We start from the raw sequence: 24,676 nt of genomic DNA, 5'->3' as shown, positions 1-24,676 counted from the left end.
GACCGTTTCGCGGTCTCGTCCACGGATCTGGCGTGTCGTCCCCGGGAGCGGTGTGGCCGGGGACGGCCCCAAGGGCGGATGCGAGGCGGATGCCGGTGAATGCGAGCCGGCGTCCGGCCGAATGACGGGCAGGCTCAGGCGGCCAGCGCGAAGGCTCCGCGTCCGGAGGACACGGCGGCTGATGCCGGCGCCGACCGCAGTTCGTCGGCGACCGAGCTCGTGAGCTCGATGAGCGACGCGTCGAGTGCCCCCGCGATCGCTGCGATCATCTCGCTCGACGGCTCCTTCAGTCCGCGCTCGACCTCAGAGAGGTACTGCGGTGAGACGCCCGCCTTCTCGGCGGTCTCGGTCAGCGTCTCCTCGCGGTCATGTCGGCGGCGGCGCAGTTGATCGCCGAGCAGGTGCCGCCACAGCGGCTCCGGGTCGGCGGGACGACGGGGTGCATGGGGGAACGGGACGATGTCGGCCATGCCTCACGATAATCCGCACCCGCGCCTCGGTCGAAGCAGTTCTGCTCAGAGCAGAACGGGGGTCGACACGCCAGATCGGGGGACGGAATCGCGAAACGGACCCCCGATCTGGCGCGTCGCCCCCCGGAGTGCATCGGCTGAATGCGTCGGGGCGCGAATCAGGCCTCGGCGTGGTCGGGGGCCGATGCGGGCGAAGCGGTGTCGGCCCCGGTCGGAGCGGGTGCCGCAGCATCCGTCGCCGCCCAGCTGGCCAGCAGCGTCAGCTTCTCCGCCGACGACGTGCCGGGTTCGGCGGTGTAGGTCGACAGCTGCAGGCCCGGATCGGCGGGAAGCTCGAACGCCTCGTATGTCAGTTCCATCTCGCCGACGATCGGATGGTTGATGCGCTTGGTTCCGGTGCGGTGGTAGCGCACGTCGTGTGCCGCCCACAGCGTGCGGAACCGTTCGCTGCGCGTCGAGAGCTCGCCGACCAGATCGGTGAGCTTCTTGTCGTACGGGTCGCGACCGGCGTCGCCCCGCATGGCGGCGACGAGCTCACGTGTGTTGCGCTCCCACTCCGGGTAGAAGTCACGGGCTGCCGGATCCAGGAACGCGAAACGCGCACTGTTCGGCGCCGGGTACGCGAAGACCGGCAGATACAAGGCGCGCCCGAGCGCATTGCCCGCCAGGTAGTCGAAGTAGTTGTTGCGCACGACGGCGGGCGCCTCGGTCATCGCGTCGAGCAGGCGCAGGATGCTGGGGCGCAGCCCGGTGGCCTTCTTGCGCGGCTTGCGTGCCACCGGTGAGGCGTTGGCCGTGCGGGCGAGGTCGAACAGATGCGCGGTCTCGGCGTCGTCGAGTTGCAGCGCGCGGGCGAGCGCATCGAGCACGGTGTTCGATACGCCCGACAGATCACCGCGCTCGAGCCTCGTGTAGTAGTCGACGCTGACCCCGGCGAGCAGCGACACCTCTTCGCGGCGCAGCCCGGGTACCCGGCGATTGCCGCCGAACGCAGGAAGGCCCGCCTGATCGGGGGTGAGGCGCGCGCGCCTCGACGAGAGGAATTCGCGCACGTCGCTGCGTGTGTCCATGCCGTCGACGCTACGCCTTTCGTCTCGCCCGAGACAGGTACTGGTGGAAACACCCTGGTCGGTCGATCGGTCCACACGATCCGAAGGAGATCGCACGTTCGGGAGGAGCCGAGGACGGCATCCGTCCTTCGGAACGTGAGATCTCCTCCCGAACGAGCGGGCACGAGGACGGCATCCGTCCTCCCGAGCGCGAGTCCCCTCCCGAACGAGCAGGCCTACAGGGCGGCGGTGATGCCCGGCAGCAGCTTCGACACGATGCTGCCCAGCTGCTCGCGCTCCTCGGCGCTCAGGGGGTCGAGCACGAGCTCGCGGATCTGCGCCACATGCACGGGCGCCGCCGATCGGAGCAGCTCGCGTCCGGCATCCGTCAGGGCTGCGGTGAGCGTGCGCTTGTCGCTGCTGCAGGATGTGCGGGTGACCCACCCGCGCTCCTCGAGCGAGTCGATCGCGTGGCTGAGACGCGAGCGGCTCAGCCCCGCGATGCGCGCGAGCTCGGTCATCGGGATCGCCTTCTCCGAGTCGTTCGCGAGGGTGATGAGGATCGCGTAGTGCGCGTGGTTCAGGCCAGTCTCGGCTTTCAGAGCGCGATCGAGCACCTGCGGAAGCAGCTGCACGAACCGGATCGTCGGCAGCCACGTCGCCATCTCGGCGTCATCGAGCCGCCGCTCGTTCACGCTGCGGACAGGTCGAGCGTGTGCGAGGTGTGGTCGCGCTTCGCCTGCAGGTAGCGGGTGTTCGCCTCTGACAGGTGCACCCCCGTGCGGACGCTCTCTGCGACGCGGATGCCGAGGACCTCGAGCTGAAGAGCCTTGTCGGGGTTGTTGCTGAGCAGGCGGATGGTGTCGACGCCCAACGCCTGCAGCATCTGCGCGGCCACCGTGTAATCGCGCTCGTCCTCGCCGTGGCCGAGGGCGACGTTCGCCTCGTAGGTGTCGAGACCCGTGTCCTGCAGCGCGTAGGCGTCGAGCTTGGCGTACAGGCCGATGCCCCGGCCCTCCTGGCGCAGGTAGAGCAGGAATCCGCCCTCGGTCGCGATGCGCTCGACCGCCTCGCGCAGCTGCGGGCCGCAGTCGCAGCGCTGGGAGCCGAACACGTCGCCGGTCAGGCATTCGCTGTGCGGGCGGACCAGAGGAGCCTCGCCGCCGTCGGCTGCGCGCTCGAGCGCCGCGCGCCAATCGCCGAGACCGAGCAGCAGGTGCTCGCGGCCGTCGACGAGACCGTCGAACGTGATCACGTCGGCCGTGGTGGCGAACCCGTCGGCGAACTGCATCGGCACTCGCACGCGAGTCCGCTCGGTGACGACCGGAACGACGGTTGAAGTTTCAATCATGTCGGGTGCAACCCGGGGTTCGTGCGGATCTATTCCCGGTGCGTCACGAGGCGGCATCCGGACCTCCGTCAGGAACTGTCGTCGTCCACCGGCGTTGCGCGGCGGCGGACGATGCGCAGCTCGCTCGCCAGGATGCCGAGCACGACGAGTCCGCCGCCGATCAGCGCGGTGAGGGGGAGGCGCTCTCCGGCTATGCGTCCGACCACGCCTGCCCAGACCGGTTCCGCCGAATAGATGATCGTCGCGCGGGTCGGCGACACCGATTTCTGCGCCCAGTTCATGGTCAGCTGGATGACGCAGCTCGCCGCCCCGAGCCCCACGGCCGCGCCGAGCCACACCCAGCTGAACGAGGGCACCGCCTCGCGCGCGATGGGCATCGTGAGGATGCCGAGCAGACCGGCCGTGAACAGCTGCACCACGGTGACGCGCCCGAGGTCGACGCCCCTCGCGGCGAACACGCTGATGAGGATGATCTCCGCAGCGATCGGCAGCGTGGCGATGAGCGTGGCGACCTCGCCGGCCCCGAGGCTGAGCGTGACGATCGCCTCGGGGCCGGCGATCAGCAGAAGGCCCAGAAACGCCAGACCGGCCCCGACGAACGCCATCGCCGGCGGTCTCTTGCGGAACACGGCCCACTGCGCGAACGGCACGAGCGGCACGTACATCGCGGTGATGAAGCCCGAGGTGCTCGACTCGATCGTCTGCAACCCCACGGTCTGCAGGCCGTAGCCGAGGTGGATCATCAGGCCGATCGCGGCGCCGGCGCCGATGTCCGACCAGCGCATGCCGCGCATCGAGCGGCGGAAGATGATCACGCTGATGAGCCCGGCGACCAGGAAGCGGATGCCGATGAAGAACCACGGACCCGAATGCTCCATCGCCCAGTGCACGAGGAGGAACGTGCTGCCCCACACCGCTGTGATCGCGACGAGGGCGGCTTCCTGAGGGCGGAAGCGCAGAAGACGCAGACGGGAGGGCATACGGAGCCTTTCTCGATCTGCCGAATCGAGGATATCGTTCGGCGCACTTGTCGGCCCAGATCACGGATGCCGGTCCGGATCGCCGTTCTCGGCTGACATCTGTGGAACCCGCCGACATCCGTGGCGGGCGACGGCTCATCGAGCCCGGGTACGCTCGGGATCATGAGCAACTTCGTCTCCGCCGCCGAGCTGAAAGACCTCCTCTCCTCGGGCTCCCCGGTGCGCGTCATCGACGTGCGCTGGAGCCTCGATCGTCCGGACGGGTGCGGCGAGTACCTCTCCGGCCACGTGCCGGGGGCCGTCTTCGTTCCGCTGCACACCGAACTCGCCACGCACGGCGAAGCCGCCGACGGCCGGCACCCGCTCCCGTCCACCGAGGAGCTGCAGAACGCCGCGCGCCGCTGGGGTGTGAACCACGGCGACATCGTGATCGCCTATGACGACTCCAAGGGTCTCGGAGCTGCACGTGCATGGTGGCTGCTACGGCAGGCGGGCGTCGACGTGCGCGTGCTCGACGGCGGCATCCGTGCGTGGAAGGCCGCCGGGTTCGAGATCGCGACCGATGACGTCGTTCCCGTACCGGGCGATGCGGTTCTCGAGGAGATCGGCGCGGATGCGATCTCGATCGACGAGGCGGCCGCGTTCCCCGAATCCGGCATCCTCCTCGACGCGAGGGCCCCCGAGCGATACCGCGGCGAGACCGAGCCCTACGATCCGGCGGCCGGGCACATCCCCGGAGCGCTCAACGTGCCGATGGCGGCGTATCTCGATGCCGACGGCAAGATCCTCGACACGGACACGCTGCAGCAGACCTTCGCCGGGGTCGGCGTGACCCCCGGCATCCCGGTCGCCGCGTACTGCGGCTCTGGCGTGACCGCCGCGCACACCGCCCTCGTCGCCGACGAGGTGGGCATTCCGCTGAAGGTCTACCCCGGCTCATGGAGTCAGTGGTCGAACACGCCCGGTCGTCCCGTCGCTACGGGTGATCAGCCGGGCTGATCCGCGCGCTCACCGTATCCCCAGCGCAGCTCGATCGCTCCCGGTCCGAAAGCCCTGCGCACCTGATGGACCGAGGTGCGGCCGGCCAACGACAGCGGAGCGAGGCGGATGCCGGTCGGCGTCTCGATCTTCTCCTCCACCCAGTCGGGCAGCGCATCAGGGTGGAAGCGCGTCCACACCATCAGCTCGCGGCACTGCCGCGCCACCGCATGGCCGGTCTCCTGCGTGGGCGGGTAGCCGGGCGGGAAGCCGACTGACCACTCGATCACCGCGGTGCCGGGAGCCGTCAGCGGTGCCTCGAGCTCGAACAGCGCGCCGTGCACCTCGCCGCTCGGATGCGAGTATCGCGCAGAGATGCGTCCGCCCGAGACGGCGGACAGCACGGGGGCGGGCGTGCTCACCCCGGGGCTCAGCTCGAGGAACGGGATCGCGGTCACGGTGCCCACCGTCGACTGCACGACGCTGCGCGTGATGCAGTGCGACACGTTGCCGTCGGCGTCGACGTCGGTCACCGAGTGCGTGGTCACCTCGCGACTGGTGTCGGGGTAGGGCGTGCCGAGGGCGGCGAACGCGTCCTTCACCATCTGCTCGAGAGCGGCCTCGTCGATCGGGAACTGGTTCGGCCCGAGCGGACCGGTTCGCTTGGTGCTGCCGAGCAACCCTGTGAGGGCGCCGGCGGTGAGGCCGAGCAGCGACTCGATGTCGCCCAGAGCAGCCATCGACTGCGCTCCCTCGGGGCGCCGTGCTCCGGAGCGCCAGTAGCTGAGAGTGGCCATCGACACGGTGTTGCCGCGCAGCCGCAGGTTCTCCTGCAGCCAGGCGAGCGTGACTCCGCGCGCGTTGATGCCGTCACGGAGGGCGCTGGCGAAAGCATCCGCCCGCGCCCTGCGGAGTTCGTTTCTCGAACTCATCACAGACCCCCTCCGGTATGTGAAGAACTGCGCTCTAGAGTGAGCATACGACCGCACGCATGCGTCTCAGGGGACCGGGCGCACTTCGTGGGGTCGATTGGCTGTCTCGGCGCAAGCAGGGTGCCCGACCTTGCGGACGAACAGCTTCACGCAGTGATGCCCCCCTCGCTGCGTATCTCGTGGGGTCCGGTGGACGATCTGGGGAGATCCGCCCGGACCCCACGAACGTCTCCGGCGGCGGCGTCTCGCGCCCGCGCGTAGACTGGGAACACCACCCCGGAGGACCGAGAACCGTCATGTCTGCCCCTGCTCGCACGTTCACCGTGCGCAACGTTCAACTCGTGCGCGCGCTGTTCGCCGCCGCGGCCGCAGCGATGATCACCTTCTCTCCCGACCACTCGGCCGCGATCGGCCTGTCGGTCTTCAGCGGATTCGCGATCGCGACGGCCCTGGTGCTCGCGCTCTCCGCATGGCTGGTGCTCCCCGCCGGCGGACGTTGGCCGTATGTGATGCTGGCCGCCGTCGACCTCCTCGCGGGCATGGCCGGCGGCGTTCCCGCCTGGCGCACGAACGACGTGTTCTTCGGCGTTGTCGTCGCATGGGGTCTGATCACGGGAGCGATCGAGCTGATCGCTGGTCTCCGCGCGCGGCGCGCCGGTGAGCAAACCGCACGCGATTCGATCACGGTGGGCGCCTTCGGGCTTATCCTCGGCGTCGCGCTTCTCGCGATCCCCGCAGGGCTCGCGCAGCCGTACGCCATCAAAGACGCGGGCGAGTTCCTGTTGACCGGCATCATCCTCGGGGTGGGGATGTTCGGCGGATACGCCGCGATCGTGGCCGTCTTCCTCGGCATCGCCGGTCTCACCCCGCAGCGAGCGGATGCCATCGCCAGGGCATCCGAGAACGAACGGAGCGCGAGCGAGATCGCGCCCGGAGGAGAGCGATGAGCGACGAGAAGCCCACCCGCCGGGACATCCTGCGGCCTCTGCACCTACTGGGCATCGCCCTGGGTTGCGGCGTGTTCGCCGCCCTGGTGACCCTGGTCTCCACCGGCGCCTTCACCGCCCGAGTCAACAACGCGATCATCGACGGCACGTACCAGGGGCTCACGCCCCTCGCGCTGGGTCTGGTCGTCGGCGGCGGCGCGTTCATCGTGACGCTGCTGATGCTGTCGATGCTGATCCTGGCCGTCGATCCGAACAAGGTCACCAAGACGATCGACCGTCCCGTGCTGTACGACGCCGAGTCCGACGACGACGCGACCACAGGCTCGACCGGCGGGCCCTCCGCTTCATAGCCCCTTCGCGGGCACGACCCGCTCGCGTCGCGGCATCCGTCGTCGTCGAAGGAATACGACAGGCTGCTCGCGCCTTGTCCTTGTGGTGACCGCCTCCGTCGACCGCGCCTCCATCGGGCTGAGATCCGAGCGTGGTCCGGTGCTCGCTGCGCTCATGCTGTCGACCGGCCTCATCGCGATCGATGCGACCATCCTCGCCACCGCTGTGCCCAGCATCGTGCGGGACCTCGGCAGCTACCAGCAGTTCCCGTGGCTGTTCTCGGTGTACCTGCTGGCGCAGGCGGTGAGCGTGCCGATCTACTCGCGCTTCGCCGACACGGTGGGACGCAAGCCCATCATCCTGCTCGGCATCGGACTGTTCCTGCTCGGATCGATCCTCTGCGGCGTCGCGTGGAGCATGCCCGCGCTGATCCTGTTCCGCATCGTGCAGGGTCTCGGAGCCGGCGCGGTCGCGCCGATGTCGATGACGATCGTGGGCGACATCTACACGGTGGCCGAGCGCGCCAAGGTGCAGGGGTACATCGCCTCGGTGTGGGCGATCTCGTCGGTCGTCGGTCCCGCCCTCGGCGGCATCTTCGCCCAGCTCGACGCCTGGCGCTGGATCTTCTGGGTCAATGTGCCGCTCTGTCTGATCGCAGGATGGATGCTGCTGCGCGAATATCACGAGAAGAAGCAGACGCAGAAGCACCGCATCGACTACGCCGGCGCTGCACTGCTCACGGTGGGCCTCACCGGCCTGATCCTCGGCATGCTCGAGGGCGGCAACGCCTGGGACTGGATCTCGGCGCCGAGCGCTCTGTGCTTCGGAATCGGTGCGCTCGCGCTCGTGGCGTTCGGCCTGGTCGAGCGCCGGGCCGCCGAGCCGATCGTCGATCTGCGGCTCGCGGCCCGGCCGCTCATCCTCACCACGACCATCGTGTCGCTCGGCATCGGCGCTCTCATGACCGGCGTCACGAGCTTCGCGCCGGCTTATCTCGAGGGGTCGATCGGCATCGCCCCGCTGCTGTCTGGCCTCGCGGTCGCGGCGCTCACGCTCGGCTGGCCGATCTCGGCGGCCAACGCCGGACGCCTGTACCTGCGCATCGGCTTCCGCCGCACGACCCTCACCGGCATGGGCATCACGACGATCGCCGCGATCGCCCTCGCCGCGGTGTCGCCGTGGCCGAACCCGTTCTCGGTCGCAGGGATCGCGTTCGTCCTGGGCTTCGGACTGGGCTGGAGCGCCGCGCCGACGCTCATCGCGGCGCAGGCCTCGGTGGGCTGGGGCGAGCGCGGAGCCGTGACGGGCATGAATGCCTTCGCCCGTTCAGCCGGCAGCGCCCTCGGCGTCGCCGTCTTCGGGGCGATCTCGAACGCGGTCATCGCTCGAGGCGCGGGGCCCGACGATCCCGCGACGATCGTCTCGGCATCCGTCTGGGTCTTCGTGAGCGCCGCCGTCGTCGCGGCGCTGACCCTGGCTGCGGCGTTCTTCATGCCGCGCGACTCCGTGGAGGAGCACTCCGGAGAGGCGCGCTAGCTCCCTCTCGCGCCCCAGGGTCGTGTCGGCTTCACGTGAAGTCGTCGAATGCACGGGTTCTCGGCGCGAGGATGCCGTGCGCTCGACGAGTTCACGTGCACTCGACGGCGGCGGCGCGACGCAGGGAGCGCGGGTCAGCTCCGGGGGCGCTTCTTGATGTCGTCGAGCATGGCGCGGAGCTCGGCCTCCTGCGCCGACTCCGGGTCGTACGCGCGCAGCCGCACGCTGACCTCGTCGAGCAGGTTGTCCACTGCATCCGCGTCGTAGCCGGCGCCGAAGAACGGCACGTTTCGGAACTGGGCGAGCACGATCTCATCCACTCGGAGCGCGGGGCGCAACCCGCGCTCCCCGGACCTCAGCGCGTCCACGCACCACGCGAGGAAGGCGTCGACCTCCTCGACGTCGTACCGGCTTCCGGTGCGACGCAGCGGCAGCGTCGCCCCGGCGAGCTGTGCGCTGTCCATCCGGGTTACTTCGCGAGCTGCTCGGCGATGCCGATGTAGGTCGCGGGGGTCAGCTCGAGCAGGCGCTGCTTCGCGGCATCGCCGATCTCGAGCCCCTTGACGAACTCCGCGAGGTCGGCGGCGCCGACGCGGTGACCGCGCGTGAGCTCCTTGAGCAGCGCGTAGGGGTCGCTGATCGTCGAGCGTCCGGCGACGACCTCGGCGCGGATGACGGTCTGGATCGCCTCGGCGAGGACCTCCCAGTTCACGTCGAGGTCGGCGAGCAGCACGTCGCGCGACAGCGAGATCGCGTTGAGTCCGCGGCGCAGGTTGTCTAGGGCGAGCAGCGAGTGGCCGAACGCGACCCCGATGTTGCGCTGCGTCGTCGAATCGGTGAGATCGCGCTGCATGCGCGAGGTCACCAGGGTCTGCGACAGCGAGTTCAGCAGGCTGCCTGCGATCTCGAGGTTCGCCTCGGCGTTCTCGAAGCGGATCGGGTTGATCTTGTGCGGCATCGTCGACGAGCCGGTCGCGCCGGCCACGGGGATCTGCGCGAAGTAGCCGAGCGAGATGTAGGTCCAGATGTCGGTGGCGAGGTTGTGCAGGATGCCGCCTGCGTGACGCACACGGTCGTAGAGTTCGACCTGCCAGTCGTGCGACTCGATCTGGGTGGTGAGGATGTTGAAGCCGAGACCGAGGTCCTCGATGTACTCGCGGGCGACCTCGGGCCAGTTCACATCCGGGTCGGCGGCCAGGTGGGCGGACCACGTGCCCGTCGCGCCCGAGAACTTCGCGAGGTAGTCGGATGCCGCGATCTGGCCGCGCACGCGCTCGAGGCGCCACGCGAAGACGGCGAGCTCCTTGCCCATGGTCGACGGGGTCGCCGGCTGACCGTGCGTGCGGGAGAGCATGGCGGCGTCGGCGTGCTCGACGGCGAGTTCGCGCAGCTTCGCGATCACGGTGTCGAGAGCCGGAAGCCAGACCTCCTCGACCGCGCGCTTCACGGTGAGCGCGTACGAGGCGGAGTTGATGTCCTCGCTCGTGCACGCGAAGTGCGTGAGCTCGGCGATCGCGTCGAGCCCGAGAGTCGACAGGCGGTCGCGCACCAGGTACTCGATCGCCTTGACGTCGTGCTGGGTGACGGCTTCCTTCTCGGCGAGCCAGTCGATCTCGGCCTGTCCGAAGTCGCGGTAGAGGGCGCGCAGGCGCTCCTTGTCGGCATCCGACAGCGGTGAGGTCTCGAAGAGCGAGCGGTCGGTGAGCGCGATCAGCCACTCGACCTCGACCTCGACGCGAGCGCGGTTCAGACCCGCCTCCGAGAGGAAGTCGGCGAGGCCGGTGACGGCGGCGCGGTAGCGGCCGTCGAGAGGGCTCAGGGGCTGCGGCGGGAGAGAGGGCTGGAAAGTCAGGGGAGTCCTCCTGATAGGGCCCCTAAGCGCGGGGCGTGCGAGGGGCGCGGAGGGCCGGTTCGAGCTGACGGAACAGGCCGCGGGTCGCCGCCTCAATCATACCGAGCACGGAATCGAACATCTCGGTGCCCGCGTAGTACGGGTCCGGCACGTCCTGAGTCGACGCATCCGGGTCGAAGGCGAGGAGCAGGGTGACCTTTCCCTCTTCGTCTTCGTCGTGCGCCCACTCGCGCAGGATGCGCTCGTGAGTGCGATCGAGGGCGACGATCAGATCGTTGTCGGCGAACGACGAGGCGGTGAACTGCTTGGCCCGGTGCTGAGAGCCGTCGTATCCTCGACGCGCGAGAGACTCGATCGTGCGTTCGTCGGCCCGCTCGCCGAGGTGCCAGTCGCCGGTTCCCGCGCTGCGCGAGACGATGCGCGTGCCGAGTCCCTGGCGCTCGGCGAGATCGCGGAACACCACCTCCGCCATCGGCGATCGGCAGATGTTCCCCGTGCACACGAAGAGCACGCGGAAGGGATCCGGGGACATCACTCACCCATTCTGCCGGTCGTGCTGTCTTCCTGCACAGTCCGCCTCGGTCGCGGGCTCTCCACAGGACATGCGGATCGGCCGATTTCCGGGAGCGGAGCCGGGTCCGAGAAGCGGATGCTGTCGGCATGCACTCCTTCGCAATCGCAGAATCCGGAACCTCCGCCGACGCCTGGGCCTGCCTGCAGGCGGCGTCCGCCGTCGACCAGGCGATCTCCGCCCTGAACGCCGCAGGCGCCGCGCTCGTCGGTCTCACGGTCGACACCCAGTGGCAGTCCGACGGCGTGAGGGCGCTTCACGACACGCTCGCGGCGTTCCAGACGGCGGCCGGTGTCGAAGTCGGCCGGCTCAGCAGCCGTGCCTGGGAACTCGATCGGGCGCTGTCGTGAGTGCCGGCATCGACATCGGCTACGGCGGGGCGATCTCGGTCGATCCCGCGGCGCTGCGCGACGTGGCGGCGCGGATGGTGGGCCTGGGAGGCGACTTCGACGACGCGTGCTCCGCGATCCGCACCGCGCATCAGCTCGTCGTCGACACCGCCGGCCTCAGCGAACAGGTCGACACTGTCGCTCTGTGGGCCAGCGGAGACGCGGCCGATCAGCTCCGCGCGGACTGCGAGTCGGCCGTCGTCGGCACGCGGCTCATGGCCGACGTCTACGAGTACACCGAGCTCAAGGCCGAGGCCGACGCGCTGGCGCTGAGCGATCGGGCGGCCGCAGACGCCCTGTATCTGCGGATGGAGGCGCTCGCCGAAACGGAGCCTCGCGTGGTGGACATGTCGACCATGCTCGTGCAGGGCTGGGAGGATGCTCGTTTCGAGGGGCTCGACAGCCAGTTCATCCCGGGCGGGCTGGGCGTGCTGTTCGGCATGGGCGGCCTCGTCGGCGCCCACGCCGGCTTCGGCAAGATCTGGCCGGGGATGCGTCTCACGCACCTGTTCCACAAGGTCCAGGTGTGCCCGGTGAAGACCACGTCGCCGACCGGTGCACCGGTGAGCATTCCCGAGGCCTTCCGGCGGATGCCGCAGAGCGACGGCGCGCAGGTGGCCGTCGAGAAGTACACGATGGAAGACGGCAGCGCGAAGTACGTGGCGTACCTCAAGGGCACGCAGAGCGTCGGCTTCGGCGGCGAAGAGCCATGGGACATGGCGTCGAACACCGAGCTGTACGGCGGCAAGACGTCGGCGTCGTACCAGGCGACGCTCGATGCCCTCGACGCGGCAGGCGCGCGACCGGGCGACGAGGTCGACATCGTGGCGCATTCGCAGTCGGGGATGATCGCGGCGCATCTCTCGATGGAGAGCGAGTTCGATGTGCGTGTGCAGATCACGGCAGGCAGCCCGGTCGAGCCGACCGTCGGCGACGACCAGATCCTCGTGCAGTTCCGGCACACCGACGACGTCGTCAGCAGTCTGTCCGGCGGGGGATCGCCCGGCGCCAGCGGAAGCCCCGGCAGCTTCACGGTCACGAGGGAGGGCGACCCCGGAGCCGGGCTGCAGGATCTGCTGCTCGACACGCACATGCTCGACTCGTACATCGAGTCGGCCGAGCTGGCCGAGAAGTCGGGCGATCCCCGGGTCGAGTCCCTCGACGACTTCTGGGCGGGCCTGAGCGAGGCCGTCAAGATCGAGAGGACCGAGTATCACGCTGAGCGGAATGGATAGGGTGGTGCGCAACGGCGCATGCGCGTCGGGAGCGAGCACGACCGGGGGGAATGCTGATGATCATCTGGCGCGGGTGGGGGATTCTGGCGTTCATCTACGCCGCGGTCGCCATGATGCTCTTCCTGGGGCTCGCGTCGACGCTCGTTCCAGATGCGGCGTTGCCCTTCACCGCCGCGGTCGGCCTCCTGGGCGCAGCTGCAGCGACCTGGTTCACGGGCATCGCCATGAACCGCACCGGTCCGCAGCGCAAGATCGACGCCTGGGCTCAGGGCCGCCGCGCTCAGCTCGACGAACTCGTCGCGACCGGTCGGTTCTCACTCGGTCCCGGTCAGCCGCAGCCCACGTCTCTCGAGGAGGCGCGGCAGATGGCGGATGCCGTGCTCGCGCACGAGGTCGAGCAGACCAAGAAGGCCTACAACGTGCACACGCTGTTCTTCATCCCGATGCAGTACCTCGCGTTCGCGTGGGCGGGCATCGCGGTGATCGTGGTGATCGCCGGACTCGTGTCGGCGATGCGCTGAACGAGCGGGCGGCGGCGGTCGATCAGTCGCGGCGCGCCCGCTTCGCCTGCGGGCGCAGGATGAAGCCGAAGACGCCGTTGATGACCGAGATGATCAGTGCGGCCAGCACGCCCCACCAGAAGTCGCCGACCGTGAGACCCCAGCCGAACGACTGCGTGATCCAGGCGGTGAGCCACAGCAGGAAGCCGTTGATCACGAAGCCGATCAGTCCGAAGGTGATGATGTAGAGCGGGAACGCCACGATCTTCACCACGGTGCCGATGATCGTGTTGACGAGCGCGAAGATCGCGGCGACGGCGAGCAGGGTGAGCACGAGCTGCAGCGTCTCGCCGGGCGGGAACGCCGTCACGGTCACCTGCAAGGCGGGGATCAGCGTCACGACCCACAGGGCGAACGCGTTCACGACGACTCTGATGATGAAGCGCATAGTCCTCTCAGTCTCACACGCCCGGCCTGAGATGTCAGCGGGTGTCATGATCTCGGAATCTCTAGACTCGGAACCGTGACCGACCCGATCCTGCCCCGCATCCGCCCCGCCATCGCCGCCCTCGCGCCGTACCGTCAGGGCAAGCAGGCTGGTCCCGAAGCGTTCAAGCTCTCGAGCAACGAGAACCCGTTCGAGCCGCTCCCGTCGGTCCTCGAGGCCCTCCAGCACACGACGCCGATCAATCGCTACCCCGACGCCACGGCCGGCCGGTTGCGCGAACGTCTCGGCATGCGCTTCAGCGTCGACCCGAACCAGGTGCATGTCGCCGCAGGGAGCGTGTCGATCCTGCACCAGCTGATCTTCGCCACTGCGTCCGTCGGCGACGAGGTCGTCTACGCGTGGCGTTCCTTCGAGGCCTACCCGAGTCTGCCGCTGGTCGCGGGAGCCACCGGCATCCAGGTCCCGCTGACCGCCGACTTCCGTCACGACCTCGACGCGATGGCGGATGCCGTGACCGAGCGCACGCGCGCGATCATCCTGTGCACTCCCAACAACCCGACCGGGCCGATCATCACGAGCGACGAGTTCGCGAACTTCGTGGCCCGCGTGCCCGGCGACGTCCTGATCGTCCTCGACGAGGCGTACGCCGAGTTCGTCACGGCTCCCGATGCCGTCGACGGCCTCGCCGAGCGCGTGTTCGAGCGGCACCCGAACGTCGTCGTGCTGCGCACCTTCTCGAAGGCCTACGGACTCGCCGGCCTCCGCATCGGCTATGCGGTCGGCAACGAGACCGTCCTGAACGCCGCCCGCAGCACCGGCATCCCGCTGTCGGTCACCTCCTCCGCCGAGAACGCCGCGATCGCGAGCCTCGACGCCGAACCCGAGCTGCTCAAGCGCGTCGCCCAGATCGCCGAGCGCCGCACGCGCCTGGTCGACGGTCTGCGGGCTCAAGGCTGGGACGTGCCCGATGCGCAGGGCAACTTCGTGTGGCTGCCGACGGGGGAGCAGACGGATGCCGTCGCCGCCCATTTCGCCCAGAACGACCTCGTCGTGCGTCCGTTCTCGGGCGACGGCATCCGCATCTCGGTCGGAGAAGAAGCGTCCATCGGACGCGTGCTCGAGGTCGCGCGGACCGCTCGCTGAGCGCAATCCTCCGGTTTCCCGACAGATACAAGGGCGTCCTAGGTATGCGTGCCCGGGAATGCGGGCGCGGGTAGCGTGGGCACGTGACCACCTCCGAGACCCCCCTCGTGCAAGTCCTCGACGCAGCCGGACGGTTCGCCCCGTCCCAGGCCGCCGAGCGCTACCTCCCGCTGATCGAGAAGATCAGCGACGCGGAACTCGAGCAGTTCTACCGCGACATGGTCGTCATCCGGGCGATCGACACCCAGGCCACCAACCTGCAGCGGCAGGGCCAGCTCGCGCTCTGGCCGCCGTCTCGCGGGCAGGAGGCCGCGCAGGTCGGCTCCGGCCGCGCGGCCCGCGCGCAGGACACGATCTTCCCGTCGTACCGCGAGCATGCGGTCACCCGCATCCGCGGCGTCGACCCGGTCGACATCATCAAGCTCATGCGCGGCGTCTCGCACGGCGGCTGGGATCCGACCGACCCGAAGAACGGCAACACCCGGCTCTACACCCTGGTGCTCGGCTCGCAGGTGCTGCACGCCACGGGCTACGCGATGGGGCTGTCGTTCGACGGCCGCAGCGGAACCGGCGACCCCGACCGCGACGAGGCCGTCATCGTCTACTACGGCGACGGCGCATCCAGCCAGGGCGATGTGCACGAGGCCATGGTCTTCGCCGCGAGCTACCAGTCCCCTACGGTCTTCTTCCTGCAGAACAACCACTGGGCGATCTCGGTGCCCGTGTCGACCCAGTCGCGCGTACCGTTGGTTCAGCGCAGCGCGGGCTACGGCATCCCCAGCGTCCGCGTGGACGGCAACGATGTCCTCGCCAGCTACGCCGTGTCGCGCATCGCCCTCGACGAGGCCCGCAACGGCGAAGGCCCTCGAGCCATCGAGGCCGTGACCTACCGCGTCGGCGCGCACACCACGAGCGACGATCCCACGAAGTACCGCGGCTCCGAGGAAGAGGAGTCGTGGGCACAGCGCGATCCGATCGCCCGCATGCGCGCGTTCCTGTCGGACAGGGGAGCGGCAGAGGGCTTCTTCGCCGAGGTCGAGGCCGAGGCGGCGGATGCTGCCGAAGACCTCCGCGCCCGCACGGTCGAGCTCGGCCCGCCCAGCGCAGACAAGATGTTCGACCACGTGTACAGCGAACCGCATCCGCTCATCGCTGAGCAGAAGGCGTGGCGCGCCGCCTACGAGGCGTCGTTCGAAGGAGGCAACTGATCATGACTCTCGAGACGATGCCGTTCAGCAAGGCTCTCAACGCAGGACTCCGCCGCGCCATGGAGGACGACGAGAAGGTACTGCTCATGGGTGAGGACATCGGCAAGCTCGGCGGCGTGTTCCGTGTGACCGAGCACCTGCAGCGCGACTTCGGAGAGAAGCGGGTGCTCGACACCCCGCTCGCCGAGTCGGGGATCGTCGGCACCGCGATCGGTCTCGCGATGGTCGGATTCCGTCCCGTGATCGAGATCCAGTTCGACGGGTTCGTCTTCCCGGCCTTCGACCAGATCACCACGCAGCTCGCGAAGCTCACGAACCGCCACGAGGGGAAGCTCTCGCTCCCGATCGTGATCCGCATCCCCTATGGCGGACACATCGGCGCCGTCGAGCACCACCAGGAGAGCCCCGAGGCGTACTTCGCGCACACTCCGGGTCTGCGGGTGGTGAGCCCGTCGACGCCGAACGACGCGTACTGGATGATCCAGGAGGCGATCGCCTCGAACGACCCCGTGATCTTCATGGAGCCGAAGAGCCGCTACTGGCCCAAGGGCGAGGTCGAACTGGATGCGTCGGCCGCCCCGCTGCATGCTTCTCGCGTCGTCAGGACCGGCAGCGACGTCACGCTCGTCGGTCACGGCGCCATGGTCACCACGCTGCTGCAGGCCGCGGCGCTCGCCGAAGCCGAGGGCACGAGCTGCGAGGTCGTCGACGTGCGCTCGCTGTCGCCGATCGACTACGAGCCGATCCTCGACTCCGTGCGCAAGACCGGCCGCATGGTCTACGCGCAGGAGGCGCAGGGCTTCACGAGCGTCGGCAGCGAGGTCGCGGCGACCGTCATGGAGCGCGCGTTCTACGCTCTCGAAGCGCCCGTGCTGCGGGTGTCGGGCTATGACACCCCGTTCCCGCCCGCGAAGCTCGAGGGCTCCTACCTTCCGGATGCCGACCGCATCCTCGAAGCCGTCGACCGTTCGCTCGCCTACTGATCGTTCTGAAGGGACCCCACCCATGAGCACGCAGAACTTCACCCTCCCGGACGTCGGCGAGGGTCTGACCGAGGCCGAGATCGTCACCTGGAAGGTCGCCCCCGGCGACTCGGTCGCGATCAACGACGTGATCTGCGAGATCGAGACGGCGAAGTCGCTCGTCGAGCTGCCGTCACCGCACGCGGGTGTCGTCGGCGAGCTCCTCGTCGCCGAGGGCGCGACGGTCGAGGTCGGCACGCCGATCATCACGTTCGTGACGGATGCTCGAGACGACGCAGGTCCCGGCCACGTCGTGACGGCCGAGGCCCCGGCTCCCGAAGAGGGTGGCGGCTCGGTGCTCGTCGGCTACGGCACCGGCGGCGGTGCGACCTCTCGTCGCAAGCGTCCGGCCGAACGTCCCGTCCGTTCGTCGGTCGGCGTGATCGCGAAGCCCCCGATCCGCAAGCTCGCGCGCGACCTCGGGGTCGACCTGACCTCCGTGACCCCCACGGGTGCCGACGGCGAGGTCACCCGCGACGACGTGGTGAACCACGCTTCGCAGGCCAGCGTGTTCCGCAACATCCAGACCCCCGAGTGGGGCGCCGTGCGCGAGGAGACCGTGCCCGCACCGCAGGCGGCGCCCGCCGGCCTCGCCCGTGGGGTCGCGCCGGCTCCGGCATCCGCTCCCGTCGACGACTCGCGCACCGAGTCGATCCCCGTGAAGGGCGTGCGCAAGGCGACCTCGTCGGCGATGGTGCAGAGCGCCTACTCCGCGCCGCACGTGACGGTGTGGAAGGAGATCGACGCGAGCCGCACCATGGAGCTCGTCAAGCGCCTGAAGGCCTCGCCGGACTACGCCGACATCCGCGTCTCCCCGCTTCTCATCATGGCGCGCGCCGTGATCTGGGCCGCCCGCCGCACCCCGATGGTGAACGCCGCCTGGGTCGAGACCGACAACGGCGCCGAGATCGTCGTGCGGCACTACGTGAACCTCGGCATCGCCGCGGCCACGCCGCGCGGTCTGCTCGTGCCGAACATCAAGGACGCGCAGGACCTCGGCATGAAAGACCTCGCTCGCGCTCTGAACCGTCTGACCCTCACGGCGCGCGAGGGCAAGACCAGCCCTGCCGATCAGCAGGGCGGCACCATCACGATCACGAACATCGGCGTGTTCGGGATGGATGCGGGCACTCCGATCATCAACCCCGGCGAGGCCGGCATCATCGCGATGGGCACGATCAGTCAGAAGCCGTGGGTCGTCGACGGCGAGGTGCGCCCCCGCTGGGTGACCACGGTCGCCGGCTCGTTCGACCACCGCGTGATCGACGGCGACGGCATGAGCCGCTTCATCGCCGACGTCGCGTCGGTGCTGGAGGAGCCCGCACTGCTCGTCGACTGAGCTCTGTCCCGACGCTCGCCCGCCGCTCCGGCGACGGGACTCGTATCGGGCCGTGCCAGACGCGACCAGACCGACAGCGGCTGCGCACCCGCGGACGGCTGCCCACCCGCAGGTGGGCGCTACGCCCGCACCGCCAGCCGCCGCTCCGCGAGCAGCGGTACGGCACGCTCCTGCGCCGCACGCCGAGCTGTCGCGACCGCGCCGAGCGACACGACCTCGGCCCCCAGCGACGAGGCGAGCAGCTCGGGGGCGGGCAGATGCAGCTGCGAGGGCAGCACGTGCCGTGCGGCCGAGAGCACCGGTTCGATGCTCTCCGCGACGGCGCCGCAGATGATCACGCGCGCCGGGTCGTACATGCTGCCGAGCACGCCGACCACACGAGCGAGGGTCTCGCCGACGCGTGAGCTGACGAGTGCGGCATCCGCGTCTCCGTCGGCAGCCAGGGCGAGCACCGCGCGGGGGTCGACTCGTCGGGCCCCCGCCAGCCGGCCGATGAATCCGTCGCGGGCGATCTCGCCGCTCGACACCGCTGCGCGCACCTCGTCCTGCAGGGCGTAACTGAGGCCGAAGGCCGATCCGACGCCGATGATGTGGTCGAAGACGACGCCCTCGCCGACGCCGCCGTGCGCTCCGTGCAGCAGGTGACCGTCGACGACGACCCCTCCGCCGAAGCGCTCTCCCGCGAGCAGGGCGACGTAGTCACGGCATCCGATCGCCGCGCCCTGCGAGCCCTCGGCGACGGCCGCGAGCAGCGCATCGTTCTTGACCTCGACGACGGGCGCCCAGTCGTTCAGCGCTGCTGCGAGGCCCGGATTCGTGCGCTCCCAGAATCCGTCGGGATGCGGAGGTGAGATCCCGTCGCGGTCGACGGGGGCGGCGACTCCCACGCAGATCGCGAGCACGTCGTCGCGGTCGCGGCCGGCCTCGGCGAGGGCGGCCGCGAGCTGCTCGAGGATCGCCGCGCGGCGTTCGGCGGGGGAGTGGGTGGGATCGAGCTGTGTCCGATGGCTCACGAGGGTGGACTCGAGGGGGTCGGCGACGGTCACCGCGAGGTGCGTGTCTCCGGCATCCACGCCGATCACGACCCCGAGGTCGGGGGAGAGCACGAAGCGGCGGGCGGGGCGCCCCGAGCGGTAGGCGCCCGCGGCGCGGGCGTTCGGCAGCTCGCGCAGGATCTTGGCGCTGACCAGGGTGTCGACCGCGTCTATCGCGGTCGAGCGGGTGAGAGAGGTGCCTGCCATGACCTCGGTGGCGGTGAACTCCCCGGCGGCCCAAGCGAAGTCGAGAACGGCCCCGACGCTCGCGCGACCGGTACCCAGACCTGCGGAAACTTCTGTCACGACTCTTGACCCGTCCCTCTCCCCAATGAGAGAGTACCCCCGGACGAAGTAAATTCGCTCACTAGATTTACTCAACGGATCTAGCAATCGGAAGGACGACGGTGTCTCCCAAACCCCTACGCGCCGCGGCCGGCGCCACAGCGCTGGCCCTGCTCGGCACGGCCCTCGCCGGATGCGCGGCCGGCGACGGCCGCGAGACCATCCGCTTCACATTCAGCAAACGCGAGGCGATCGAGTTCATGACCGAGCTCGTCGCCGACTACAACGCATCGCAGGACGACGTGCGCGTCGAGATCGACACCTCCGGCGTCGACGTCGTCTCGGCCAGCTTCGTCCGGGGCAACCCGCCCGACATCATGCTCGCCAACTACAACATGGAGGTCGCCCGCTTCGTGCAGCGCTGCGCGCTGACCGACCTCTCCGACACGGATGCCGCGGCATCCGTCCGCGACGACCTGCAGCCCCTGATGGACCAGTACGGCTCGTGCGAGGGGCGCACCAGTGCGCTGCCCTACTCGGTGATGGCCGCATCCGTCATCTACAACAAGGAGATCTTCGAGGCTCAGGGACTCGAGGTGCCCACCACCTGGGACGAGCTCATCGCCGTGTGCGATCAACTGAAAGCCGCAGGGATCACGCCGTTCTACGCCACCTTCAAGGACGACTGGACCATCGGCCAGGGCTGGTACGACTACTCGATCGGCGGCTCGACCGACGTGATCGACTTCTTCGACCAGCTGAACGCGGAGGGCGCAGACGTCGGGCCCGAGTCGTCGGCGTCGTTCCAGAACGACTTCGCCGAGCCGATCGATCGGATGCTGCAGCTCACCGGCGGCTACGTCAATGACGACGCGGCGAGCCGCGGCTACGGCGACGGCAACCTCGCATTCTCGAAGGGCGAGGCGGCCATGTACTTGCAGGGCCCGTGGGCCTTCAGTGAGATCGCCAAGACCGCGCCCGACCTGCAGCTCGGCACATTCCCGCTGCCCATGACCGACGACGCGTCCGACCTGGCCGTGCGGGTCAACATGGATCTCGCAGCGATGATCCCCGAGGGCTCGCGCCACCAGGAAGCGGCCCGCGACTTCCTCGAGTACCTGTATCAACCCGAGCACATCGAGGCCTACAACGAGTCCCAGCTCGGGTTCACGCCGACCAAGAACGCTCCCGCACCGAGCGATCCGCGGATCGCCGGAATGATCGACTACTACGACGACGGGAAGATCTACCAGGGCCCGTCGGTGCTCGTGCCGAAGACCATCCCGGTCTTCAACTACGCCCAGGCGATGGTGCTGGGAGCCGACCCGCGCAAGACACTCAGCACGATGGATGCCGACTGGGCGCGCGTCGCGTTCCGCGCACCCGTCGTGAAGACCGAGACAGAGGAGTCCGGCGAATGAGCACCACGACCACGATCGTCACACGAGGCGATCGCATCGCACGCCGCAGCTCACGTCGGGTCGAGCCGATCTACTACCTCTTCCTGCTGCCCACGCTGCTGCTGTTCACCCTGGCGATCACCCTGCCCGGCGTGATCGGCATCTTCTTCAGCTTCACCGACTCCATCGGCATCGGCGACTGGAGCTTCAACGGGCTGACCAACTACATCGCCATCTTCAGCGATCCGGCTGTTCTGCAGAGCTACCTGTTCACGTTCGGATTCTCGATCGCCACCGTGATCGTGGTGAACGTGGTCGCGTTCCTGCTCGCGGTCGGTCTCACCTCGCGCATCCGCTTCAAGACCGGACTGCGCACGATCTTCGTCATCCCGATGGTGATCTCGGGCATCATCATCGCCTACGTCTTCAACTTCCTGTTCTCGAACTCGCTCCCCGCGGCGGGTGCGGCCACCGGCATCCCGTGGCTGGAGACCAGCCTGCTGGCGAATCCCGACCTCGCGTGGATCGCGATCGTGATCGTCACCGCCTGGCAGGCGGTACCCGGCACGCTGCTCATCTACATCGCCGGGCTGCTGTCTGTGCCCGGCGAGGTGTACGAGGCGGCCTCGATCGACGGAGCGAACAAGAGCCAGCAGCTGCTGCGCATCACCGTCCCGCTCGTCGCCGGCTACGTCGTGATCAACATCATCCTCGGCTTCAAGGGCTTCTTGAACGCCTACGACATCATCATCGGCCTCACCAACGGCGGCCCCGGCACCTCCACCCGCAGCGTCGCGATGACGATCATCGCGGGCTTCAACGGCGGCGACTACGCCTATCAGATGGCCAACGCGACCATCTTCTTCATCGTCGCCATCCTCATCTCGCTGCTCCAACTCTCGATGACTCGCGGAAGGAACGCACTCTGATGTCGACGCAGACACTCACCACCGTCACCGCCTCCGGCCGCAAGCCCCGCGTCAGGATGGAGCGTGTCAACTGGTCGGGCACGATCATCCTGATCCTGTGCGCCGTCACCGTGCTGCTGCCGCTGTACGTCACGATCTCGATGGCGTTCAAGACCAACGGTCAGGCGGTCGACGGCAACGCCTTCTCGCTTCCGGCGCCGTTCAGCATCGACGGCTTCATCGCGGCGTGGAACCTCACGAAGTTCCCGGTCGGAGCAGGCATCTCGCTGCTCGTGACGGCCGGCACCGTGATCGCCACGATCGTGCTGGCGGCCTTCGCCTCCTATGCGATCGTCCGCAACTGGGACCGCCGGCTGTTCCGCTACTCGTTCTTCTACCTGCTCGCGGCCATGTTCATCCCGTTCCCCGTCGTCGCGCTGCCGCAGATCCAGCTCACCGGACGGGTCGGTCTCGACAACCCGGCAGGCGTGATCATCCTCGCCACGATGTTCCAGCTGAGCTTCAGCGTGCTGCTGTTCACCGCGTTCCTGCGGTCGATCCCGCTGGAGCTCGAGGAGAGCGCGCGTATCGACGGTGCGACGACCTGGCAGACGTTCTGGAAGCTGATCTTCCCGCTGCTCGCGCCGATGAGCGCCACGGTGGGGATCTTCGCCTTCCTCTACGCCTGGAACGACTTCATGATGCCGTCGCTGATCATCTCCGACCCGGCGCTGCAGACCCTGCCGGTGCGGCAGAACCTGTTCCAGACCCAGTTCAGCAACAACTACAACGTCTCGTTCGCCTCGTACCTCATGGCGATGGCACCCGCTATCGTGGCCTACCTGTTCACGCAGCGCTGGGTCATGGAGGGCGTCACGCAGGGCGCCGTCAAGGGCTGAGCCCGCGTCTCGCATCGCTTCGCTCGCTCAACGACCGGGCGTTCCGGTCGAAGAACCACCTACAAGAAACAAGGAGCACCACCTCTCATGACCGACGCTCTCGTCGAGACCCGCAAGGTCGACGCCGCCGCATGGTGGCGTCAGGCCGCCGTCTACCAGATCTACCCGCGGAGCTTCGCCGATGCGAACGGAGACGGACTGGGCGACATCCCCGGCATCGTCTCCCGTGTCGACTACCTGGCCGACCTCGGAGTCGACGCCGTCTGGCTCAGCCCGTTCTACCCCTCGGCGCTGGCCGACGGTGGATACGACGTCGCCGACTACCGCGACGTCGACCCGCGGCTCGGAACGCTCGACGACTTCGACGACATGGTCGCCGCTCTCCACGAGCGCGGCATCCGCGTCGTGGTCGACATCGTCCCCAACCACACCTCCGACCTGCACGAGTGGTTCCAGGAGGCGCTCGCCGCAGGGCGCGGCTCGGCCGCGCGGGAGCGCTACATCTTCCGCGAGGGCACGGGCCCCGACGGCTCCGAACCGCCGACCGACTGGGTCTCGGTGTTCGGCGGCCCGGCGTGGGAGCGCGTCGAGGACGGCCAGTGGTACTTCCACAACTTCGCCACCGAGCAGCCCGACTTGAACTGGGACAACCCCGAGGTGCGGGCCGACTTCCTGAAGACCCTGCGCTTCTGGTCGGACCGCGGCGTCGACGGCTTCCGCATCGACGTGGCGCACATGCTCACGAAGGATCTCACCGAGCCCCTGCCCAGTCGGGCCGAGCTCGATGCGCTCCCGCAGGACGGCAAGCATCCGCTGATCGACCGCGACGATGTGCACGAGATCTACGCGGAGTGGCGTCGGGTCTTCGACGAGTACGACCCGCCCCGCACCGCGGTCGCCGAGGCGTGGGTGTCGACGCCTGAGCGTCGCGCGCGGTACGCATCGGCGGAGGGGCTCGGCCAGGCGTTCAACTTCGACCTGCTGGTCGCGGACTTCGATGCGGGGCAGTTCCGCTCGGTGATCGCCGAGAACCTCGCGCAGTCGCAGATGAGCGGATCGTCGACGACGTGGGTGCTCTCGAACCACGACGTCACCCGGCACGCGACCCGCTACGGGTTGCCGGCTCTCGAAGGACGAGCGGTCAAGCAGGGCACCGAGTGGGTCGCCGCAGGCGGACCGGCCGACGGCATCGATCTCGAACAGGGTCTGCGCCGTGCGCACGCCGCCACGCTGCTGCTGCTCGGCCTGCCCGGCAGCGCGTATCTCTACCAGGGTGAGGAGCTCGGCCTGCAGGAGGTCGCCGAGATCGCGCCCGAACAGCGCCAGGACCCGGCGTTCTTCCGCGGCGGCGAGTTCGACGGGCTCGGGCGGGACGGATGCCGCGTGCCGCTGCCGTGGACGGCATCCGGATCGTCTTTCGGATTCGGCGGCGACGCCCACCTGCCGCAGCCGGCCTGGTTCGCGGACTACGCGGTCGACGTCGAGGCCGCGGACCCCGCATCGACGCTGTCGCTGTATCGCGAGGCTCTGCGGCTGCGCCGCCGGTTGCAGGCGGACGAGACCCTGGAGTGGATCGAGACGGGCCGTGCCGACGTGCTGCGGTTCGCGCGACCGAACGGATGGCAGGTCGTGACGAACTTCGGCTCTGAGTCCTTCGACCTGGGAGCGGATGCCGCGGACGTCGTGCTCGGACCGGTGACCGAGGGGGCGCTGCCGGGGGACTCGACGGTGTGGATCGCGCCGGCGGGCCTGATCGGCTGACGCCAGGACTCTCGCAGCGCCTCGTGTGTGCCGGTCGTTGAGCGAGGAGCGCAGCGACGAGCGCCGTACTGAGCGAGCGAAGCGAGTCGAAGTGACGAAACGCCTGTGT

General features: G+C 68.9%; 26 protein-coding genes. 15 read left to right on the top strand and 11 right to left on the bottom strand.

What is annotated here, in order from left to right; all coding sequences use genetic code 11:
* Positions 1-134 precede the first annotated feature (134 nt).
* The 5 genes from QFZ53_RS01580 to QFZ53_RS01560 form a co-directional block, all read right to left on the bottom strand.
* Complete coding sequence (locus QFZ53_RS01580; RefSeq protein WP_307292820.1) at positions 135-470, bottom strand: helix-turn-helix domain-containing protein; 336 nt, start codon at positions 468-470, stop codon at positions 135-137.
* Positions 471-628: 158 nt separating this feature from the next.
* Positions 629-1,540: a helix-turn-helix transcriptional regulator gene (locus QFZ53_RS01575; RefSeq protein ID WP_307292818.1), complete on the bottom strand. Its 912-nt coding sequence runs from the start codon at positions 1,538-1,540 to the stop codon at positions 629-631.
* A gap of 215 nt (positions 1,541-1,755) precedes the next feature.
* Positions 1,756-2,214: a MarR family winged helix-turn-helix transcriptional regulator gene (locus tag QFZ53_RS01570; protein WP_307292815.1), complete on the bottom strand. Its 459-nt coding sequence runs from the start codon at positions 2,212-2,214 to the stop codon at positions 1,756-1,758.
* A complete protein-coding gene (locus QFZ53_RS01565; protein ID WP_292904635.1) occupies positions 2,211-2,870 on the bottom strand; it encodes a GTP cyclohydrolase II in 660 nt (219 codons plus the stop codon). The genes QFZ53_RS01570 and QFZ53_RS01565 overlap by 4 nt, the downstream gene beginning before the upstream one ends.
* A gap of 68 nt (positions 2,871-2,938) precedes the next feature.
* The gene (locus QFZ53_RS01560) at positions 2,939-3,850 is read right to left on the bottom strand and encodes a DMT family transporter (RefSeq protein ID WP_307292813.1); all 912 of its coding nucleotides are present in this window, start codon (positions 3,848-3,850) and stop codon (positions 2,939-2,941) included.
* A 162-nt stretch (positions 3,851-4,012) separates the two neighbouring features.
* Here QFZ53_RS01560 and QFZ53_RS01555 point away from each other — a divergent pair, with 162 nt between their 5' ends.
* Complete coding sequence (locus tag QFZ53_RS01555) at positions 4,013-4,849, top strand: sulfurtransferase (protein ID WP_307292811.1); 837 nt, start codon at positions 4,013-4,015, stop codon at positions 4,847-4,849.
* Here QFZ53_RS01555 and QFZ53_RS01550 read toward each other — a convergent pair.
* Positions 4,837-5,760: a hypothetical protein gene (locus QFZ53_RS01550; protein WP_292904640.1), complete on the bottom strand. Its 924-nt coding sequence runs from the start codon at positions 5,758-5,760 to the stop codon at positions 4,837-4,839. The two genes, QFZ53_RS01555 and QFZ53_RS01550, sit on opposite strands and share 13 nt — an antisense overlap.
* Positions 5,761-6,056: 296 nt before the next feature.
* Here QFZ53_RS01550 and QFZ53_RS01545 point away from each other — a divergent pair, with 296 nt between their 5' ends.
* The 3 genes from QFZ53_RS01545 to QFZ53_RS01535 all read left to right on the top strand — a co-directional run bounded on the left by QFZ53_RS01545 (position 6,057) and on the right by QFZ53_RS01535 (position 8,573).
* Positions 6,057-6,707, top strand: a complete 651-nt coding sequence (locus tag QFZ53_RS01545) for an acyl-CoA synthetase (RefSeq protein ID WP_307292809.1) — start codon at positions 6,057-6,059, stop codon at positions 6,705-6,707.
* Positions 6,704-7,057 (top strand): hypothetical protein, encoded by a 354-nt coding sequence (locus QFZ53_RS01540; protein WP_307292806.1) that lies wholly within the window; start codon positions 6,704-6,706, stop codon positions 7,055-7,057. Before QFZ53_RS01545 ends, QFZ53_RS01540 begins: the two co-directional genes overlap by 4 nt.
* Positions 7,058-7,142: 85 nt before the next feature.
* Entirely contained in the window at positions 7,143-8,573 is a 1,431-nt protein-coding gene (locus tag QFZ53_RS01535; RefSeq protein ID WP_307292804.1) for an MFS transporter, read from the top strand.
* Between the two features lie 134 nt (positions 8,574-8,707).
* On the opposite strand, the gene QFZ53_RS01530 is transcribed toward QFZ53_RS01535, so the two are convergent.
* From QFZ53_RS01530 to QFZ53_RS01520, 3 genes are read right to left on the bottom strand one after another with little or no spacing between them, the layout of a single operon-like run.
* Positions 8,708-9,037 (bottom strand): hypothetical protein, encoded by a 330-nt coding sequence (locus QFZ53_RS01530; RefSeq protein ID WP_307292802.1) that lies wholly within the window; start codon positions 9,035-9,037, stop codon positions 8,708-8,710.
* A 5-nt stretch (positions 9,038-9,042) separates the two neighbouring features.
* Entirely contained in the window at positions 9,043-10,425 is a 1,383-nt protein-coding gene (gene purB, locus QFZ53_RS01525) for an adenylosuccinate lyase (RefSeq protein WP_373426312.1), read from the bottom strand.
* 22 nt (positions 10,426-10,447) lie between these two features.
* On the bottom strand, positions 10,448-10,957 hold the full coding sequence (locus QFZ53_RS01520; protein ID WP_292904650.1) for a low molecular weight protein-tyrosine-phosphatase: 510 nt from the start codon (positions 10,955-10,957) through the stop codon (positions 10,448-10,450).
* Between the two features lie 128 nt (positions 10,958-11,085).
* On the opposite strand from QFZ53_RS01520, the gene QFZ53_RS01515 reads away from it, so the two are divergent.
* From QFZ53_RS01515 to QFZ53_RS01505, 3 genes are read left to right on the top strand one after another with little or no spacing between them, the layout of a single operon-like run.
* Entirely contained in the window at positions 11,086-11,346 is a 261-nt protein-coding gene (locus QFZ53_RS01515; protein WP_307292800.1) for a hypothetical protein, read from the top strand.
* Positions 11,343-12,620 carry a hypothetical protein gene (locus QFZ53_RS01510; protein ID WP_307292798.1) on the top strand — a complete coding sequence of 426 codons (1,278 nt, stop codon included), beginning with the start codon at positions 11,343-11,345 and terminating at the stop codon, positions 12,618-12,620. The genes QFZ53_RS01515 and QFZ53_RS01510 overlap by 4 nt, the downstream gene beginning before the upstream one ends.
* 56 nt (positions 12,621-12,676) lie before the next feature.
* On the top strand, positions 12,677-13,141 hold the full coding sequence (locus QFZ53_RS01505; RefSeq protein ID WP_292904656.1) for a hypothetical protein: 465 nt from the start codon (positions 12,677-12,679) through the stop codon (positions 13,139-13,141).
* A gap of 22 nt (positions 13,142-13,163) precedes the next feature.
* On the opposite strand, the gene QFZ53_RS01500 is transcribed toward QFZ53_RS01505, so the two are convergent.
* Positions 13,164-13,568: a phage holin family protein gene (locus QFZ53_RS01500; RefSeq protein WP_292904658.1), complete on the bottom strand. Its 405-nt coding sequence runs from the start codon at positions 13,566-13,568 to the stop codon at positions 13,164-13,166.
* Positions 13,569-13,643: 75 nt separating this feature from the next.
* On the opposite strand from QFZ53_RS01500, the gene QFZ53_RS01495 reads away from it, so the two are divergent.
* From QFZ53_RS01495 to QFZ53_RS01480, 4 genes are all read left to right on the top strand, one after another.
* Positions 13,644-14,711, top strand: coding sequence for a histidinol-phosphate transaminase (locus QFZ53_RS01495; RefSeq protein WP_307292796.1), 1,068 nt, complete (start codon positions 13,644-13,646; stop codon positions 14,709-14,711).
* 83 nt (positions 14,712-14,794) lie between these two features.
* Entirely contained in the window at positions 14,795-15,919 is a 1,125-nt protein-coding gene (gene pdhA / locus QFZ53_RS01490; RefSeq protein ID WP_292904662.1) for a pyruvate dehydrogenase (acetyl-transferring) E1 component subunit alpha, read from the top strand.
* Positions 15,920-15,921: 2 nt separating this feature from the next.
* A complete protein-coding gene (locus tag QFZ53_RS01485; RefSeq protein WP_292904664.1) occupies positions 15,922-16,902 on the top strand; it encodes an alpha-ketoacid dehydrogenase subunit beta in 981 nt (326 codons plus the stop codon).
* A gap of 22 nt (positions 16,903-16,924) precedes the next feature.
* A complete protein-coding gene (locus QFZ53_RS01480) occupies positions 16,925-18,280 on the top strand; it encodes a dihydrolipoamide acetyltransferase family protein (protein ID WP_307292793.1) in 1,356 nt (451 codons plus the stop codon).
* 119 nt (positions 18,281-18,399) lie between these two features.
* Here the strand turns inward: QFZ53_RS01480 and QFZ53_RS01475 are convergent, their stop codons facing one another.
* Positions 18,400-19,620 carry an ROK family protein gene (locus QFZ53_RS01475; protein WP_307292790.1) on the bottom strand — a complete coding sequence of 407 codons (1,221 nt, stop codon included), beginning with the start codon at positions 19,618-19,620 and terminating at the stop codon, positions 18,400-18,402.
* A 101-nt stretch (positions 19,621-19,721) separates the two neighbouring features.
* Here QFZ53_RS01475 and QFZ53_RS01470 point away from each other — a divergent pair, with 101 nt between their 5' ends.
* The 4 genes from QFZ53_RS01470 (at position 19,722) to QFZ53_RS01455 (ending at position 24,567) form a co-directional block, all read left to right on the top strand.
* Positions 19,722-21,020, top strand: a complete 1,299-nt coding sequence (locus QFZ53_RS01470) for an ABC transporter substrate-binding protein (protein WP_307292788.1) — start codon at positions 19,722-19,724, stop codon at positions 21,018-21,020.
* Positions 21,017-21,928, top strand: coding sequence for a carbohydrate ABC transporter permease (locus QFZ53_RS01465; protein WP_307292786.1), 912 nt, complete (start codon positions 21,017-21,019; stop codon positions 21,926-21,928). The genes QFZ53_RS01470 and QFZ53_RS01465 overlap by 4 nt, the downstream gene beginning before the upstream one ends.
* Complete coding sequence (locus QFZ53_RS01460; protein WP_292904674.1) at positions 21,928-22,806, top strand: carbohydrate ABC transporter permease; 879 nt, start codon at positions 21,928-21,930, stop codon at positions 22,804-22,806. Before QFZ53_RS01465 ends, QFZ53_RS01460 begins: the two co-directional genes overlap by 1 nt.
* An 87-nt stretch (positions 22,807-22,893) precedes the next feature.
* Positions 22,894-24,567, top strand: coding sequence for a glycoside hydrolase family 13 protein (locus tag QFZ53_RS01455; RefSeq protein ID WP_307292783.1), 1,674 nt, complete (start codon positions 22,894-22,896; stop codon positions 24,565-24,567).
* The last annotated feature ends 109 nt before the right edge of the window (positions 24,568-24,676 follow it).

Origin of the sequence: Microbacterium natoriense, assembly GCF_030816295.1 — a bacterium.
GTDB classification, from domain to species: domain Bacteria; phylum Actinomycetota; class Actinomycetes; order Actinomycetales; family Microbacteriaceae; genus Microbacterium; species Microbacterium natoriense_A.
The sequence above is the reverse complement of the archived record's forward strand: the minus strand, read 5'-3'. Positions and strand labels throughout refer to the sequence as shown.

Excerpts from the sequence above, each read along its gene's own strand:
- QFZ53_RS01465 (WP_307292786.1), top strand. The coding sequence starts at position 21,017 with ATGAGCACCACGACCACGATCGTCACACGAGGCGATCGCATCGCACGC.
- QFZ53_RS01565 (WP_292904635.1), bottom strand. The coding sequence starts at position 2,870 with ATGATTGAAACTTCAACCGTCGTTCCGGTCGTCACCGAGCGGACTCGC.
- QFZ53_RS01555 (WP_307292811.1), top strand. The coding sequence starts at position 4,013 with ATGAGCAACTTCGTCTCCGCCGCCGAGCTGAAAGACCTCCTCTCCTCG.
- QFZ53_RS01550 (WP_292904640.1), bottom strand. The coding sequence starts at position 5,760 with ATGAGTTCGAGAAACGAACTCCGCAGGGCGCGGGCGGATGCTTTCGCC.
- QFZ53_RS01515 (WP_307292800.1), top strand. The coding sequence starts at position 11,086 with ATGCACTCCTTCGCAATCGCAGAATCCGGAACCTCCGCCGACGCCTGG.
- QFZ53_RS01575 (WP_307292818.1), bottom strand. The coding sequence starts at position 1,540 with ATGGACACACGCAGCGACGTGCGCGAATTCCTCTCGTCGAGGCGCGCG.
- QFZ53_RS01530 (WP_307292802.1), bottom strand. The coding sequence starts at position 9,037 with ATGGACAGCGCACAGCTCGCCGGGGCGACGCTGCCGCTGCGTCGCACC.
- QFZ53_RS01540 (WP_307292806.1), top strand. The coding sequence starts at position 6,704 with ATGAGCGACGAGAAGCCCACCCGCCGGGACATCCTGCGGCCTCTGCAC.
- QFZ53_RS01460 (WP_292904674.1), top strand. The coding sequence starts at position 21,928 with ATGTCGACGCAGACACTCACCACCGTCACCGCCTCCGGCCGCAAGCCC.
- QFZ53_RS01580 (WP_307292820.1), bottom strand. The coding sequence starts at position 470 with ATGGCCGACATCGTCCCGTTCCCCCATGCACCCCGTCGTCCCGCCGAC.
- QFZ53_RS01480 (WP_307292793.1), top strand. The coding sequence starts at position 16,925 with ATGAGCACGCAGAACTTCACCCTCCCGGACGTCGGCGAGGGTCTGACC.
- QFZ53_RS01505 (WP_292904656.1), top strand. The coding sequence starts at position 12,677 with ATGATCATCTGGCGCGGGTGGGGGATTCTGGCGTTCATCTACGCCGCG.
- QFZ53_RS01455 (WP_307292783.1), top strand. The coding sequence starts at position 22,894 with ATGACCGACGCTCTCGTCGAGACCCGCAAGGTCGACGCCGCCGCATGG.
- QFZ53_RS01500 (WP_292904658.1), bottom strand. The coding sequence starts at position 13,568 with ATGCGCTTCATCATCAGAGTCGTCGTGAACGCGTTCGCCCTGTGGGTC.
- QFZ53_RS01545 (WP_307292809.1), top strand. The coding sequence starts at position 6,057 with ATGTCTGCCCCTGCTCGCACGTTCACCGTGCGCAACGTTCAACTCGTG.
- QFZ53_RS01560 (WP_307292813.1), bottom strand. The coding sequence starts at position 3,850 with ATGCCCTCCCGTCTGCGTCTTCTGCGCTTCCGCCCTCAGGAAGCCGCC.
- QFZ53_RS01485 (WP_292904664.1), top strand. The coding sequence starts at position 15,922 with ATGACTCTCGAGACGATGCCGTTCAGCAAGGCTCTCAACGCAGGACTC.
- QFZ53_RS01520 (WP_292904650.1), bottom strand. The coding sequence starts at position 10,957 with ATGTCCCCGGATCCCTTCCGCGTGCTCTTCGTGTGCACGGGGAACATC.